This is a genomic window from Thermomonospora sp. CIF 1, assembly GCF_001896795.1.
Taxonomy (GTDB): Bacteria; Actinomycetota; Actinomycetes; order Streptosporangiales; family Streptosporangiaceae; genus Thermomonospora; species Thermomonospora curvata.
This window is the reverse complement of the sequence record NZ_MOYN02000003.1, coordinates 26,912-42,340: the sequence shown is the minus strand read 5'-3', so window position 1 is coordinate 42,340 and position 15,429 is coordinate 26,912. Positions and strand designations below refer to the sequence as shown.

12 protein-coding genes are annotated in these 15,429 nt (G+C 72.4%); 7 read left to right on the top strand and 5 right to left on the bottom strand.

All coding sequences use genetic code 11. The features are described from left to right. Positions 1-5: 5 nt before the first annotated feature. From dnaJ to cyaB, 5 genes are all read left to right on the top strand, one after another. Entirely contained in the window at positions 6-1,148 is a 1,143-nt protein-coding gene (gene dnaJ / locus BUE48_RS01190) for a molecular chaperone DnaJ (protein ID WP_012850625.1), read from the top strand. A 205-nt stretch (positions 1,149-1,353) separates the two neighbouring features. Continuing rightward, positions 1,354-1,812, top strand: coding sequence for a heat shock protein transcriptional repressor HspR (locus BUE48_RS01185; RefSeq protein WP_012850624.1), 459 nt, complete (start codon positions 1,354-1,356; stop codon positions 1,810-1,812). Between the two features lie 27 nt (positions 1,813-1,839). Next, on the top strand, positions 1,840-4,431 hold the full coding sequence (gene clpB / locus BUE48_RS01180; RefSeq protein ID WP_012850623.1) for an ATP-dependent chaperone ClpB: 2,592 nt from the start codon (positions 1,840-1,842) through the stop codon (positions 4,429-4,431). Between the two features lie 441 nt (positions 4,432-4,872). Then, a complete protein-coding gene (locus tag BUE48_RS01175) occupies positions 4,873-5,028 on the top strand; it encodes a hypothetical protein (RefSeq protein ID WP_012850622.1) in 156 nt (51 codons plus the stop codon). A gap of 438 nt (positions 5,029-5,466) precedes the next feature. Next, positions 5,467-6,003, top strand: a complete 537-nt coding sequence (gene cyaB, locus BUE48_RS01170) for a class IV adenylate cyclase (RefSeq protein WP_012850621.1) — start codon at positions 5,467-5,469, stop codon at positions 6,001-6,003. 363 nt (positions 6,004-6,366) lie between these two features. Here cyaB and BUE48_RS01165 read toward each other — a convergent pair whose 3' ends face one another. The 4 genes from BUE48_RS01165 to BUE48_RS01150 all read right to left on the bottom strand — a co-directional run bounded on the left by BUE48_RS01165 (position 6,367) and on the right by BUE48_RS01150 (position 11,127). Further along, a complete protein-coding gene (locus BUE48_RS01165) occupies positions 6,367-7,119 on the bottom strand; it encodes a MerR family transcriptional regulator (RefSeq protein ID WP_012850620.1) in 753 nt (250 codons plus the stop codon). Positions 7,120-7,229: 110 nt separating this feature from the next. Beyond that, positions 7,230-8,492 carry a helix-turn-helix domain-containing protein gene (locus BUE48_RS01160; protein WP_012850619.1) on the bottom strand — a complete coding sequence of 421 codons (1,263 nt, stop codon included), beginning with the start codon at positions 8,490-8,492 and terminating at the stop codon, positions 7,230-7,232. Positions 8,493-8,857: 365 nt separating this feature from the next. Further along, positions 8,858-10,177: an AMP-binding protein gene (locus BUE48_RS01155; protein ID WP_286988400.1), complete on the bottom strand. Its 1,320-nt coding sequence runs from the start codon at positions 10,175-10,177 to the stop codon at positions 8,858-8,860. A gap of 29 nt (positions 10,178-10,206) precedes the next feature. Then, on the bottom strand, positions 10,207-11,127 hold the full coding sequence (locus BUE48_RS01150; protein WP_012850617.1) for an SDR family oxidoreductase: 921 nt from the start codon (positions 11,125-11,127) through the stop codon (positions 10,207-10,209). Between the two features lie 252 nt (positions 11,128-11,379). On the opposite strand from BUE48_RS01150, the gene BUE48_RS01145 reads away from it, so the two are divergent. Further along, the gene (locus tag BUE48_RS01145; protein WP_012850616.1) at positions 11,380-12,984 is read left to right on the top strand and encodes an alkaline phosphatase D family protein; all 1,605 of its coding nucleotides are present in this window, start codon (positions 11,380-11,382) and stop codon (positions 12,982-12,984) included. Between the two features lie 338 nt (positions 12,985-13,322). Next, on the top strand, positions 13,323-14,663 hold the full coding sequence (locus BUE48_RS01140; RefSeq protein ID WP_286988398.1) for an NYN domain-containing protein: 1,341 nt from the start codon (positions 13,323-13,325) through the stop codon (positions 14,661-14,663). A gap of 103 nt (positions 14,664-14,766) precedes the next feature. Here BUE48_RS01140 and BUE48_RS01135 read toward each other — a convergent pair whose 3' ends face one another. Beyond that, positions 14,767-15,330 (bottom strand): PadR family transcriptional regulator, encoded by a 564-nt coding sequence (locus BUE48_RS01135; protein ID WP_012850614.1) that lies wholly within the window; start codon positions 15,328-15,330, stop codon positions 14,767-14,769. Positions 15,331-15,429 lie beyond the last annotated feature (99 nt).

Genomic DNA, 15,429 nt, shown 5'->3' with positions numbered 1-15,429 from the left:
GCACAGTGAGCACCAAGGACTTCCTTGAGAAGGATTACTACAAGGCCCTTGGTGTCTCGAAGACGGCCACCCAGGACGAGATCAAGAAGGCCTACCGCAAGCTGGCCCGCAAGTACCACCCGGACGCCAACCGCGGCGACGCCGAGGCCGAAGAGCGCTTCAAGGAGATCTCCGAGGCCTACGACGTGCTCTCGGACGAAAAACGCCGCCGGGAGTACGACGAGGCCCGCAGGCTGTTCGGCGCCGGGGGCTTTCGCCGCGGCCAGGGCGGCGGCTTCGGTTTCGACCTCGGTGACCTGTTCGGGCAGGGGCCAGGGGCCGACCGTTTCGGCGACCTGTTCGGCGGGCTGTTCGGGCGGACCGGCACCCGGGCCGGCGCCCGGCGGGCCCGGCGCGGCGCCGACGTGGAGACCGAGGTGACGCTGACCTTCAGCGAGGCGCTGGAGGGCGTCACCGTGCCGCTCCGCCTCACCAGCGAGGCCGCCTGCGCCAGCTGCCAGGGCACCGGCGCCCGGGCCGGCACCATGCCGCGGGTCTGCCCCTCGTGTGAGGGCACCGGGCAGGAGACCCGCAACCTGGGCAGCTTCGGCTTCTCCGAGCCGTGCCGGGTGTGCCGGGGCCGCGGCATGGTGGTCGACGACCCGTGCCCGACCTGCCACGGCAGCGGACGGGCCACCGGCACCCGCACCATCCAGGCCCGCATCCCGGCCGGGGTGGCCGACGGGCAGAAGATCCGTCTCAAGGGCAAGGGCGCGCCCGGCGAGCACGGCGGGCCGGCCGGCGACCTGTACGTCACCATCAAGGTCACGCCGCACAAGGTGTTCGGCCGCAGCGGCGACAACCTCACCGTCACCGTCCCGGTGACGTTCGCCGAGGCGGCGCTGGGCGCTCAGATCAAGGTGCCCACCCACCGCGGCATGCCGGTCACGCTGAAGATCCCGCCGGGCACCCGCAACGGCCGCAAGTTCCGGGTGCGCGGGCGCGGCGCCCCCCGCCGCGACGGCACCAAGGGCGACCTGCTGGTGACCATCGAGGTGCAGGTCCCGCAGAAGATCGACGACACCATGCGCGAGGCGCTGGAGAAGCTGCGCGCCGCCGAGGACGGCGACGCGCTCCGTTCCGGCCTGCTGCTTCAGGCCAGGGAGTGACTTCCCCTCGGCGGGGGCCGAGGGCCGGTGACCCGGAGGTCGAGGTTGACCCTTCACAGGCCGCCCGACGGCGAAGTCTTCCGGGCCTGCGGCAACGGGCCCCGTCGCCGGGCCGACCGGCCGGCGCGGCGTGAGCAAGGTACGAAGCAAGGATTTCCCGCAGCGGGTCCAGGGGGAAGTCCTTGTCCGGAGATGAGGTGATCCCGTGGACCACTTCGGTGACGACACCCCGGTCTATGTGATCTCGGTGGCGGCGCAGCTTTCCGGGCTGCACCCGCAGACGCTGCGCGCCTATGACCGGATGGGGCTGGTGTCTCCGAACCGGACGGCGGGCCGCGGGCGCCGTTACTCGATGCGCGACATCGTGATGCTGCGCGAGATCCAGCGGCTGTCGCAGGAGGAGGGCATCAACCTCGCCGGGATCAAGCACATCCTGGAACTGCAGCGCGAGACCGAGCGGCTCCGCCAGGAGCTGGCTCAGCTGCGCGCCACGATCGAGGAACTGTCCAACGAACTGGAGTCCACCCGCGCCGTGGCCGCCCGGCTGGCCGCCCAGCTGCGGCACGGCCCGCCCGCCCAGGGCGCCGGCCCGTCCGGCGGCGACCTGGTCCCGATCCGTCGTACCAGCGTTGTGCTATGGCGCGAGCGCAACCAGGGCATCTGACTTCTTCGACACCATCGGGGAGAAATCGTGGACTACAAGCTGACACGAAAAAGCCAGGAGGCGGTGTCGATCGCGGTCCGCCGGGCCGCGGCCGAAGGCCACCCCCAGGTTGAACCGTTGCATTTGCTGGTGGCGCTGCTGGCGCTGCCGGAGGGCACCGCGGTCCCGCTGCTGGAGGCGGTCGGGGCCGACTGGCAGGCGGTGCGCAGCGCCGCCGAGGAACGGCTGGCCCGGCTGCCCAGGGCGGCCGGTTCGACGGTGAGCAGCCCGCAGATGTCGCGGCAGCTCATCATGGCGATGAACACCGCCGGCAACCGCGCCCGGCAGATGGAGGACGAGTACGTCTCCACCGAGCACCTGCTGGTGGGGCTGGCCGCCGACGGCGGTGAGGCCGCCCAGGTGCTGCGCGAGGCCGGGGCCACCCCGCAGGCGCTGCTGGAGGCGTTCGAGAAGGTGCGCGGGCACGCCCGGGTCACCAGCGAGGACCCCGAGGGCACCTACCAGGCGCTGGAGAAGTACGGCGTCGACCTGACCGCCCGGGCCCGCGAGGGCAAGCTGGACCCGGTGATCGGCCGGGACACCGAGATCCGGCGGGTGGTGCAGGTGCTGGCCCGCCGCACCAAGAACAACCCGGTGCTGATCGGCGAGCCCGGCGTCGGCAAGACCGCCGTGGTGGAGGGGCTGGCCCAGCGGATCGTGGCCGGGGACGTGCCCGAGTCGCTCAAGGGCAAGCGCCTGGTGGCGCTGGACCTGGGCGCCATGGTGGCCGGGGCCAAGTACCGCGGTGAGTTCGAAGAGCGGCTCAAGGCCGTCCTGAACGAGATCAAAAGCAGCGAGGGCCAGGTCATCACCTTCATCGACGAGCTGCACACCGTGGTCGGGGCCGGTGCCGCCGAGGGCGCCATGGACGCCGGCAACATGCTCAAGCCGATGCTGGCGCGCGGCGAACTGCGCATGATCGGCGCGACCACGCTGGATGAGTACCGCGAGCGGATCGAAAAGGACCCCGCCCTGGAGCGGCGCTTCCAGCAGGTGTTCGTGGGCGAGCCGTCGGTGGAGGACACCATCGCGATCCTGCGCGGGCTCAAGGGCCGCTACGAGGCGCACCACCAGGTGCAGATCTCGGACGCGGCGCTGGTGGCCGCCGCGGCGCTGTCGGACCGCTACATCACCGCCCGGTTCCTGCCGGACAAGGCCATCGACCTGGTGGACGAGGCCGCCTCCCGGCTGCGCATGGAGATCGACTCCCGTCCGGTGGAGATCGACGAGCTGCAGCGCACGGTGGACCGGATGCGCATGGAGGAGCTGGCGCTGGCCAAGGAGTCCGACGAGGCCTCCAAGCAGCGCCTGGAGCGGCTGCGCCGCGACCTGGCCGACAAGAACGAGCAGCTCAACGCGCTGATCGCGCGCTGGGAGCAGGAGAAGGCCGGGCTGAACCGGGTCGGTGAGCTCAAAAAGCGCATCGACCAGCTGCGCGGGGAGGCCGAGCGCGCCCAGCGCGATGGCGACCTGGAGACCAGCGCCCGCATCACCTACGGGGAGATCCCGGCGCTGGAGAAGGAGCTGAAGGCCGCCGCCGAGCAGGCCGAGAAGCGGGACGCGATGGTCAAGGAGGAGGTCGGCCCGGACGATGTGGCCGATGTGGTGGCCTCCTGGACCGGCATCCCGGCCGGGCGGCTGCTGGAGGGCGAGACCGCCAAGCTGCTGCGCATGGAGGAGGAGATCGGCCGCCGGCTGGTCGGGCAGACCCAGGCGGTCAAGGCGGTCTCCGACGCGGTGCGCCGGGCCCGGGCCGGGGTCTCCGACCCCGACCGTCCCACCGGGTCGTTCCTGTTCCTCGGCCCCACCGGGGTGGGCAAGACCGAGCTGGCCAAGGCGCTGGCGGAGTTCCTGTTCGACGACGAGCGCGCCATGGTGCGCATCGACATGTCGGAGTACTCCGAAAAGCACAGCGTGGCCCGGCTGGTGGGCGCCCCGCCCGGCTATGTGGGCTATGAGGAGGGCGGTCAGCTCACCGAGGCCGTGCGGCGCCGCCCCTACTGCGTGGTGCTGCTGGACGAGGTGGAAAAGGCCCACCCGGAGGTCTTCGACATCCTGCTGCAGGTCCTCGACGACGGCCGGCTGACCGACGGCCAGGGCCGCACCGTGGACTTCCGCAACACCATCCTGATCATGACCTCCAACCTGGGCTCGCAGTACCTGGTGGACCCCACCTTGAGCAGCGAGGCCAAGCGGGAGTCGGTGATGAACACGGTGCGGGCCTCGTTCAAGCCGGAGTTCCTCAACCGGCTGGACGACATCATCCTGTTCGAGGCGCTGTCCACCGAGGACCTGACCCGCATCGTGGACCTGCAGGTCGCCCGGCTGGCCAAGCGCCTGGCCGACCGGAGGCTGAAGCTGACGGTCACCGACGCGGCCCGCGAGTGGCTGGCGCTGACCGGCTACGACCCGCTGTACGGCGCCCGCCCGCTGCGCCGCCTGGTGCAGACCGCCATCGGCGACCAGCTGGCCCGCGAACTGCTGGCCGGCACGATCGGCGACGGCGATGAGGTCGTGGTGGACCTGGACGAGGCCGCCGACCGCCTCACCGTCAAGCCCGCCGCTTCGCTCACCAAGTAAGCCCGCCGCCGCCGGGCGGCCCGATGAAAAACCGCCCCCGATGCTTCGGGGGGCGGTTTTTCATTTCTGCCCGATATTCGGTTGACACCGGCCGCGGGCATGGTGCTAGTGTCGGGGACATGGAGAACTGATCACGGCGGGTTGAGCTCGAAGTCAGCGCCTCATCGGCCGGCTCCTCCGGCGCGCTGCACGCTCCCCATCTCATTCACCCGGTGTTCGTCGTCCCGTTCCACCTGCACGAATATCCGCATTCACGCAGGTGAGGACCGCTCGTCCAGGCATCCGGCTCACGCGGCGTCCCCTGAACGGCGCCTGACCCATGCCGGCCTGCGCACCGGAATCTGCAATCCGGCATCCGGACGACGTCGCCTTACCGGGTTTTCCATTTCGTTCATCACGGTCCACCAAGGCCGTTGTTCGGCATGCCCGGAGGTGCCATTTATGCGAAAGATCGACTCCATCAAAGGCAATGGCAAAAAGGGAAAGAAGGAAGCCGACCCGGCGTTCCGCTTCGGCGGCAGGCACGCCGCGCTGGCCCGGGGCGCCCGCCCCAACGCCCGCCGGCTGCCCACCCGCAACATGACCCGGGGCCGCTGAGCCCTCACCGACCGGGCCGTCCCGCCGGTGCGGGACGGCCCGGTCCGCTCAGCGGACGCCCATGAGAGAGCGTCTGTCCCCTTTCGGGTCAAGGGCCCGTGGGGCGAGGACGGAGCGCGAGCGCCATGCAGGCAGGCCCCGGCACCGGCGGTGCAGACCAAGGCGATCCCACGATCTGGGCCAGGGCCTGGGACAGCAGGACGAGAAGGCATCACCACGGCTGCCCCGCCGACACGGGCGACACCGCGACCATGCGAACCGCCCGACCTTCACCAAATGCCCTGCATCACCACACGTCCCACCAACAAGACCACCACGGAACACCGGGGCGGTCTTTTCGGTGAACACACCGTCCAGGCCGCCTGTGCAGCAAGTACATTGCCGCCCGGTCCGGTGAGCGCGAGACCGCCCACTGCGGTCGCTGGTGAAGGGGGATGCGTGCGCGAAGTCGAGGTCAAGTTCCGGGTGCGGGACGCAGAGTCGCTGCAGGCCGCGCTCAAGGCGCAGGGGATCGAGCCGGGAGAGCCGATCCACCAGGACGATCAGGCATACGCCCCGGTGGGCTGGCGGTTCGGCGACAGCAAACTGGGCGTCTCCTTCGTCCGGCTCCGCACCGTGAACGGACGGCACTTCTTCACGCTCAAGCAGCCTAGGGAGAACGCCCAGTCCTGCCTGGAATACGAGACCGAAGTAGCCGATCGCGAACAAATGCACCATGCGATCGTGCACATGGGCTTCTACCCCACAGTGCGGGTCGCCAAGACCCGGCGGACCGCCAAGGTCGGCGACATCACGCTCTGCGTGGACGACCTGGACGGCGTGGGCACCTTCCTGGAGCTGGAACGCATGATCCCCGCCGATGCCCCGGTCATCGAAGCACAGCGGCAACTCGCCGCCTTCGTCGCCGGCCTGGGCATCGACGCCGAGCACACCGACGAGACCTACGACTCGCTGGTACGCGCAGCCCAAGGATGATCCGACGGCAGTCGTTCCAGGATGCCCCTCAGCACCTGCTCGGGTACGTCCCGCCCGGCATCGTGACGGAGCACCGGCCGACAGGCGGCGCAAAGGCCGCCGCGACGCCCACGTGCGCCTCATCGATCCGCCCGCCCGCGGCTCGATCGCCGTTGCCCGGGAGGGCGCCCGGCTCGGCAGGGGTACCGGTCACTTCGGCATCGCGTTCGATCCAGCCTCCAAGGCCGTCCTTCATCCGCCCTGACACGATGCGTGGCGACCACCCCGACTCACGGAGACACGCCGCCTGAGGAGGCTCACGGCTTCCGCCCTACCGTGCATCCGGGGAGAACCCGCCGACAGTGACGCGCAAGCACGTCGAGGCTAGTGGTCGGGTGGGCTGAGGCGGGCGTTGAGCTGGGGGAGTTCTTTGCGGATGCGGCGGTCCATGGCGCGGGCGAAGTGCTCGTCGGCGACGGTGCGGGCGACCGGGCGCAGGCGTTCCACGGTGCGGGCCAGGCGGGCCAGGTCGGCGGGGGTGGGGTTGTCGCCCAGGGGGTCCAGCAGGTGGCGGCGGGCCAGGCGGACGAAGGCGTAGGCCATGCGGTCGAAGGCGGCCTCCAGCTCCCAGCTGACGGCCAGGATCGCCGACAGGGGGATGCCTTCTTGCACCAGGGCGGCGGTGGCTTCCAGCAGGCGCGGGATGCGGTGGGTCACCCGGTCGCCGTCGACCTTGATGTAGCCCAGTTCCTCGGCCTCGGCGAGGACGTCGGGGGTGAGCTGGTCGCCGAACATCTCGGTCAGTTCGGCCATGGTCATCTCGATCTCGGGCTGCCGGCTCCAGGGGGCGGCCGCCGCCCACTCGAAGCCCAGCAGTTCGCCCACGTCGCGGCCCTGTTCCCAGGCGGCCAGCAGCTCTTCGATGCCGTCCAGGCGGTAGCCGCGCTCCAGCAGTTCGGCGATGAGGCGCAGCCGGTCCAGGTGCGCCTGGGAGTAGTAGGCGACCCGGCCCTGGCGCCGGGGCGGGGGCAGCAGCCTGCGCTCCTGGTAGTAGCGCAGGGTGCGGACGGGAATGCCCGCTTCTTTGGCCAACTCCTCGATCCGGTATTCCCGCTCCGGCCGGCGTGGCTGCGCCATGCTCCCCTCGTTCAAGCCGCCCGCCGGCCGCTCCCGTGCGCTCATGCGCTCACGGTACTGGGCCGGTTTCAGACATTACCAACCGTCACTGGCATGGTCTGGTTCACCGGTCACTCCTCGAAGAAGGGGTCGGCCAGCCAGGCGTGCAGGGCCATCTCCATCTCCAGCCGGCGGTCGGCGGCGTGCAGGTCCTGGCCGAACAGTTCCTGGAGCCGGTGGATCCGGTAGCGGACGGTCTGCGGGTGCACATGCAGCGCCCGGGCGGCGTTTTTGACGTTGAACCCGTGCTGCAGGCAGGTCAGCAGGGTCAGGCCGAGGCGTTCGGCCTCGCGCGGGCGCAGCCGCAGCAGCGGCGCCAGCAGCCGGCGGGCCATCATCCGCGGCAGTTCCGGGCGCTGGAAGAGCACCAGGGTGGGCAGGTGGTCCGCCCAGGAGATCACCGGGCGCCGCCCGGGGCCGCGGGGAATGAGGCCGCGTTCCACCAGCGAGAGGGTCTGCTGGGCCCAGTACCGCGAGGTGCCGACCTCTCTGGCGGAGACGGTCGGGCCGAGCACCGCCACCCAGGGGGCCGGCAGGTCGGCCAGGAACGGCAGCCCGCCCGGCCGTTCGGGGTCGGGCACGATTCCCCAGGGCCGGGAGCCGCGCCCGTCCATCAGCACCTCGGCGGGCAGGTTCGGCGGGGCCGGTTCCTCCCGCTGCGCCCAGTCCTCCGGGGCGTCCCGGCCGCCCGCTTCGTCCAGCGGGGCCAGCAGCAGCACCGCCATGCTGCGCGGCACCGCCCAGCCCGCCTGGGCGGCGGCGTCGGCGATGACCTCGGGCGCCACCGGCGGCTCGGTGGCCAGCAGCGACAGCAGCCGGGTGCGGTGGCGGGCCCGGTCGCCGCCCTGGCGGGCCAGTTCCCGGCGGTGTCCCTCGGCGGCCGCGGCGGCCAGCTCGTCCAGCGTGGTGAACACCATCTCGGCGAACACCCGGTACACCTCGCCGGGCAGCCGCAGCCGCTCGGACTGGACGGCCAGCCAGCGCAGCGCCGCCCGCGCCCCGGCCCGCAGCGCGGCCTGCAGCAGTTCCAGGCCGCGGCCGGCGCGGGCCTCCTCGGCGCCGGCCTCCATGAAGTGCTCCAGCAGGTGGCGCGGCCAGGTGGGGGCCGGGCCGCCCATCAGGTTGGCGAACTCGGCCACGGTGCGGCGGGTGGCCTCGGCCATCTCGGCCCTCCGCTCCGGCGCCTCCCGCCAGGCGTACTCGGGCACCTGCGCCCGGACCTCGTCGAAGATCTCGGTGGCCAGGTCGGCCTGGTAGCGGCGCAGCAGGGCCGCCGCCTGCGGCGGCACCAGGCTCCAGGGCGGCACCTGGCGGTCGCTCGCCATCAGCGTCATGGCGGGCCGCCTATCGCCGCGGCAGACCGAACGCAGCGGCCCGCCGCCGCGTTCTTCCTCGGCGTCCCCCTGCCCTCGTCCCGCCCCACGTCGCCATTTCGCCCACCTCACCCTGTGGCCCGATACATGCCAGTCACAGCTGGCACAGTGCAGGCTACGTCACATTCCTACCGGCAGGTAACCCTCTTGACAGAAGTAGTCGCCCGGTTACCCGCCGCCTGCGGCACGGCCGTCCTCTCCGCACCGGCGATGCGAGGGGGATGGCCTATGCGGAGAGGACGGCCCCACCAAAGGAGCCGGGCGGTCATGGCGAGCTTCGGCGGAGCAAAGACACCGCCCGGCTCCGGCTCAAAGCACCGGGACGGTCACCCCGCTCCCGCGTGGTCGTCCCGGCGCGCGTCCGCAAGACGGCCGGTCACCGTCAGGTAGCCGTCGGGGCTGATGCGGCCGGTCTCACCGGTGCGCAGCCAGCCGTCGTGAAAGTCGCCGGGCGCCTCGTCCCGGTGGTAGGAGCCGGCGATCCACGGGCCGCGCAGCTGCAGCTCACCGACGCTGAAGTCGTCGTGCGGCAGCGCCGCGCCGTCCGGGCCGACCAGCCGGGCCTGCACCGAGGCCGGCAGCCGGCCTTGGGCGAGCCGGTAGTGGCGGGCGCCCGCACCGGTCGCGTCGGCGGGCGGACGGGCCGGCGCCGCCGCCGCTCCCCACACGTGCAGCAGCGTGACGCCGCGCCGCTCATAGCCCTCCAGCAGGTCGGGAGAGCAGGGCCGGCCGTCGGCGAACACCTCGGTGAGGGAAGAAAGATCGGCGTCGGGGTCGGCCTCGATGTGCGCCAGCAGGTCCCGCCAGACCCGCAGGGGAGCCGCGCCCTTGGTGGGACGGGACGCGGCGATGAAGCCCGCCAGCGCCTGCGGCGCCTGGAAACAGTCGGGCATCGCCAGCGACGCCCCGGTCAGGAAGGCCAGGTAGGGCAGCCCCCAGCCCAGCGCGCACGACGGCGGGACGACCGCCAGCACCTTGTCCCCCGACGACAGGCCGAAGGCGTCCGGCATGGCCGCGCTCAACGCGTGCAGGTAGATCGACCGGTGACTGTGCACGACGCCCTTGGGCGCCCTGCTCCCATCGCCGGCGTAGCAGATCGCGGCGGGCGCCCGTTCGTCCAGGTCGGGCCAGGGGTAGGCCGGCGGACGGCCGTCCAGCAGCGCGGCGTACTCGTGCACGGTCACCCCGGAGGGGACGGCCGGGCCCGCGCCGGTGCCGCCGGCCCGGTTGACGATCACGTGCTCGACGGTCTTCATCTGCGGCAGCAGCGGCCCCAGGTGCGGCAGCAGCGCCTCGTCGGCGATGAGCACCCGGTCCTCGGCGTGCTCGGCGAGGCGGACGATCTGCTCGCCGGGCAGGCGCGCATCCAGCGGGTGCAGCACCGCGCCCATGCTCGGCACGGCCAGGCAGGCCGTCAGGTGCTCGGCGTTGTTCCACATGAACGTGCCGACCCGGTCGCCCTCGCCGACCCCCAGCTCGCCCAGCGCGTGCGCCAGCGCGGCGGCGTCCGCCCCGATCCGGGCGTAAGGGACGCGGCGCAGGCCGCCCGGTGCGGCGGTGTCCACCGTCGCCGAGGCGTGCAGTGCGGCGCCGTGCTCCAGCAGCCGGCGGATCTGCAACCGGGCGTCCTGCATCGTGCTCAGCATCGGCGGCTCCTGCTCGGAGGAAGGCGGGCTCAGTCGGCGGAGGCGGCCCGCCGGTCCGGCTCGGACAGGGCGGCCGAGGCGGCGGCCCCGCCGGCGCCGACCAGGCCGGTGTCGCCGCCGGCGGCCAGCCAGCGCGTCTCGAACTCGGCCATCACCCGCCGGGCGTGCCGGGTGACGACCGCCGGGATCAGGCCCCGCACCAGCTGCATGGCCGGCAGCCAGCGCTGCCCGTAGACGTGGGCGCGGCGCCGCACGATGCCGTCCACCAGCCGCTCGACGGTGGGCTCCAGCGGATAGGTGCGGTTGGCGGGGAACGGCAGCCCGGCGCGCATCTGTCGCAGCACCTCGTTCTGGTCGGCGCCGCGCACCATGTCGGTGTCGGTCCAGCTCAGGTAGCCGATGCCGACATCGACCCCGTGGGCGGCCAGCTCGGCCCGCAGGCTGTGGGCGAACGCCTCGACCCCGGACTTGCTGGCGCAGTAGGCGGCCATCATGGGCGCGGCGCACAGCGCGGCCAGCGAGGCGACCTGGAAGAAGTAGCCCTTGCTCTCGCGCAGCGCGGGGATGAAGGCGCGGGCGGTGGTGACGCTGCCCAGCAGGTTGACCTCGATGACGCGGGCGAAGGTGCGGGGGTCGGAGTGCTCCACCGGCCCGCCGGTGGCGATGCCGGCGTTGGCGATGACCACATCGACCCGCCCGTAGCGGGCCCTGATCTCGCTCGCCGCCTTGGCCATGGCGGCGTCGTCGGTGACGTCCACCTCCCACCAGCCGGCGTGCTCGCCGCAGGACTCGGCGACCTCGGCCAGGCGGGTGGGCTCCAGCCCGAGCAGGGCCAGCCGGGCGCCGCGGGCGGCCAGTTTCCGGGCCAGCAGCTCGCCCAGGCCCCGGGCCGCCCCGGTGACCACCACGACCCGGCCGTCCATCCGCGGCTGCCGGCCCGCTTTCGTCATAGTGCCGACCTTTCTGCTGCTCGAGGGCCACACTGCCAGCCTGAGCTGGCAATGACGGCAGAGTAGACCATTGTCGCTACTCGCGGGTAGCCCTCAGATAGCGCGAATTCTCCCAGCACCACCGGGCGCCGCCGCGGCCGGAAGATCCTCCGCGTCCGCCAGTCGGGGCTGGCAGCCGATTCCCCAAGGCGCCGGAATCCGCCGCTTCGCGCAGTGGACGCGCACCCCCCGGGTGCACTACAGATGCCAAGCATGACCGAACTGGTTCTGGGGCCGCTGCTCCGCCACGTCGACGACCGCACCGCGACCGTCTGGGTGGAGACCGACCGCCCCTGCACGGTCGAGGTGCTCGGCTCGTCCGCGCCGACCTTCACCGTCCACGGCCACCACTACGCCCTGGTGGAGGTGACGGACCTGGAACCAGGGTCGCGCACCCCCTACCGGGTGCTGCTGGACGGCCGTCCCGTCTGGCCCGAGCCGGGCGAGCGGCGCTTTCCGCCCAGCGTGATCCGCACCCGGCGGCCCGGCGAGGCGGTGCGGCTGGTCTTCGGCTCCTGCCGGCGCAGCCCCGACCCCGGCGGCGTGCACGGACCGGACGCCCTGTCGGCGTACGCGCACCGGCTGGCCGCCTCCGAAGACGCCGAGTGGCCGAGCGCGCTGCTGATGATCGGCGACCAGGTGTACGCCGACGAGCTGGGCCCGGAAATCGAGGAGTTCATCCACCGGCGGCGCGGCGCCGGCAGCGAGCCGGTGGGCGAGCTGGCCGACTTCGAAGAGTACGCCCACCTGTACCGGCTGGCCTGGCGGACCGACCCGGCCGTCCGCTGGCTGCTGTCCACCGTCCCCACCTACACGATCTTCGACGACCACGACGTGCGGGACGACTGGAACACCTCCCACGCCTGGCGCGAGCGGATGTGGGCGCTGCCGTGGTGGCGGCGGCGCATCGTCGGCGGGATCGGCTCGTACTGGATCTACCAGCACCTGGGCAACCTGTCGCCGCGGGAACGGGCCGCCGACTCGCTGTATGCGGCGGTGCGGCGGGCCGGCGGCGACGCCGGCGAGATCCTGGACGAGTTCGCCGAGCGGGCCGACAAGGACCCCGCCTGCGCGCGCTGGAGCTTCACCCGCGACTTCGGCGGCACCCGCCTGGTCATGGTGGACAGCCGCTGCGCCCGGCTGCTGACCCCCGGCCGGCGCGCCATGCTGGACGACTCCGAGCAGCGGTGGCTGACGCAGCAGCTGCGCGGCGGCTTCGACCACCTGCTGATCGCCAGTTCGCTGCCCTATCTGCTGCCCCGCTCCATCCACCACGCCGAGAACTGGAACGAGGCGGTGGCCGGCGGCGCCTGGGGACGGGCCCTGGCCGGCCTCGGCGAGAGGATGCGGCAGGCCGCCGACCTGGAGCACTGGGCGGCCTTCGAGGCGTCCTTCCGCACGATGGCCCGCGACGTGCTGGCGGTGGCGCGCGGGGAGCGCGGCCCGGCACCGGCCTCCGTGGCGTTCCTGTCCGGGGACGTGCACTACTCCTATCTGGCGAAGGTGACCGCCCCCGTCACCGGCGCCGCCCCGATCTCCCAGGTGGTCTGCTCCCCGCTGCGCAACCCGCTGGCCGGCCCGTTCCGCTGGGCCAACGTGCTGGCCTGCAAGCCGGGACTGGCCGCGCCGCTGCGCGCGCTGGCCGCCGCGGCCGGCGTCCCCCGGCCGCCGCTGAAGTGGCGCATCACCCGCGGGCCGTGGTTCGACAACATGATCGCCACGATCGAGATCTCCGGCCGCGACTGCCGGGTGCGCTGGGAGGCCGCCACCGGCGGCGGCCGTCTCGCCGAACGCGGCACGGCCGCGCTGTCGGCCTGATCCGGACCAAAACGATCATTCGGACGGCCGCCTGTCCATCGACTCGTTATGTGACCTCGTTGTAAAGATCATGGGGAGGCATTCCAGACTGCCGGAACTGCTGGTAGCGTCCCGGTCGCAGTGTTGGTGAGGGCTGTCGTTGTGAATCTGTGATCGAGAGGTCGTAACGGCTTACGTCGCAGCAGGGCTTCATTACGCTAGTGAGGCCCGGGCCCCTGCGCAGGCCCGCGTCCGTATAACCGGTATGCGAGCCACCGGCAGGAGCGACGACGGTCCTCCCGGCCCGTTCGCGGAGTCGGCCCTAAAAGGGGTCCCGTATCGATGAAGGGCGGTGCGGCATGGATCGCTGTGCGCTGTTCGTGGACGCCGGCTATCTGCTGGCAGACGGCGCGATGGCGGTGCATGGAACCCGCCATCGCGAGGCCGTCTCCTGGGACTTCGCCGGGCTCCTGCAGCTGCTGAGCAACCTGGGCCGCGAGCGCACCGGTCTGCCGCTGCTGCGCTGCTACTGGTATGAGGCCACCGTCGAGGGACGGCGCTCCCCCGAGCACGAGGCGCTGGCCGACCTGCCCGGGCTCAAACTGCGGCTGGGACGCATCCGGCCGGGCCGCCGCGAGGGCGTGGACGCCGAGATCCAGCGGGATCTGATGACGCTGGCCCGCAACCGGGCCATCGCGGATGCGGTGCTGGTGGGCGGGGACGAGGACATGGCCCCGGTCGTCGCCGAGGCCCAGGAGTTCGGCGTGCGGGTCACCGTGGTGCACGTGGCGGTGGACGGCAACTGGACCATCTCCCGGGTGCTGCGCCAAGAGTGCGACGACCTGATCGAGATCGGCGCCGGTCACCTGCGCCCCTACGTCAATCTGATCAGCGGGCTCGACCAGGGCAAGGGCGGCTCGGTGTCCCCGCTGTCCAACGGGCACGGCAGCACCGGCAGCGGCGGCCGCACCACGATCGCGCCGCTGCAGACCACCGGACCGCTCAGCAGCCCGCCCCCCGGCTCCCCGATCACCGGGCAGCCCGTCGGCGGCGGGTCCTCTTCGCCCACCGCCGGTGCGACGCCGGCCCCTTCGGGCAACGCGAACGGCGGGCAGGGATATGGCGGCGGCATGCGCGCTTTGGGCGGGTCCGCTCTGGAGCAGCCGTCCGGGCCGCCGCCCCCGAGCGCGGGTTTCAGCGGGGCGGGCGGCACGAGCGGGTCGTCGGCGGCCTCCACCGGGCCGCAGCTGCCCCCGCCGCCGGTCCAGCCGTCGACCGCGCCGGCTCCCGCCTCTCCTCCCGCCGCGCCCGGCGGCGGAACGGGCCCCTATAACGCCTCCCCGGCTCCGGCGGCGCCGCCGTCCCGCCCGTCCGGACCGCAGCCGGCCGTACCGCCCGCCCCCTACAACGGCCCCCAGCAGCTGTCTCCGGTGCCGGCGGCTCAGCAGAACACCCCCACGCTGGCGGACGCGGTGAAGGCCGCGCACAAGGAAGGCCAGGACTTCGGCGAGTCGGTCGCCCGGGACGCGCCCGCGCTGTGGCTGGAGGCGGTGCTGGCCCGCAAGCCGCGGATGCCCTCTGACCTGGAGGCCCGGCTGCTGCAGGGGTCCTCGCTGCCGATCGACTTCCTGCTGCACGACGAGGTGCGGCACGCGCTGCGCCGCGGCTTCTGGGACGCCCTGGAGCGCTCGCGCCGCTGAAGGATCGCCGCCGGGCGGCGTCTCCCCCTTGCGCAGCGGTGCTCTTCGCCCACGCTCCGGCTTCAGGAACTGCCGGAGCCTGAGGCCAGGCGGCGGATAAGGCTCACCGCTCGGCGGACTCGCTGCTCTCCGGGGTTTTCTCCGCGACCTCCTCGGTGCCGCCGGCCAGGTCCTGCGCCGCCCACTCGGCCCATTCACGGATGGCCGTCATCTGCCGGATGCCCAGTTCCAGGGCGTGCCGCCCGAACCGGTGGGGAGCCGAGTCGGCCAGGCCGCGCAGGTTCTGCAGCTCCCTGACGCGCTCGGCGTAGAAGGCCGCCTCCCGCTGCAGCACCTTGACCGCCTCGGCGGGGTCGAGCAGCGGGAGCAGGAAGGCGCGCAGCGCGCCCTCGTTGCGGCGGGTGGGGGCCGGTTCGGCGTGCTGCAGCCAGCGCGTCACGGCCTCCCGGCCGGCCGGGGTGATCGCGTAGGTCTTGCGTCCCCGGGGTCCTTCCTGGGCGACCTCGATCAGCCCTTCGGCGGCCAGCCGGTTGAGCTCGGGATAGATCTGGCTGTGCTGGGCGTACCACACGAACGCGAGCGAGGCGTCGAAGCGCTGGGTCAGGTCGTATCCGCTGGCGGGACCGAGCCCTGCCAACAAGCCGAGCACGGCCATGCGCAGCGACATAGATCACCTCCTTCGGCCATGCTACCACTCAGTGCTTACATGAACCCTTTGACATGTATCGCCTTACATGTCATCTTATGGGCATCGTCTCCGGCAGGA

Bases quoted from the DNA above. Each gene is read 5' to 3' on its own strand.
- BUE48_RS01175 (WP_012850622.1), top strand. From the start codon at position 4,873: ATGCGAAAGATCGACTCCATCAAAGGCAATGGCAAAAAGGGAAAGAAG.
- BUE48_RS01165 (WP_012850620.1), bottom strand. From the start codon at position 7,119: ATGGCGCAGCCACGCCGGCCGGAGCGGGAATACCGGATCGAGGAGTTG.
- BUE48_RS01160 (WP_012850619.1), bottom strand. From the start codon at position 8,492: ATGACGCTGATGGCGAGCGACCGCCAGGTGCCGCCCTGGAGCCTGGTG.
- BUE48_RS01155 (WP_286988400.1), bottom strand. From the start codon at position 10,177: ATGCTGAGCACGATGCAGGACGCCCGGTTGCAGATCCGCCGGCTGCTG.
- BUE48_RS01150 (WP_012850617.1), bottom strand. From the start codon at position 11,127: ATGACGAAAGCGGGCCGGCAGCCGCGGATGGACGGCCGGGTCGTGGTG.
- BUE48_RS01145 (WP_012850616.1), top strand. From the start codon at position 11,380: ATGACCGAACTGGTTCTGGGGCCGCTGCTCCGCCACGTCGACGACCGC.
- BUE48_RS01140 (WP_286988398.1), top strand. From the start codon at position 13,323: ATGGATCGCTGTGCGCTGTTCGTGGACGCCGGCTATCTGCTGGCAGAC.
- BUE48_RS01135 (WP_012850614.1), bottom strand. From the start codon at position 15,330: ATGTCGCTGCGCATGGCCGTGCTCGGCTTGTTGGCAGGGCTCGGTCCC.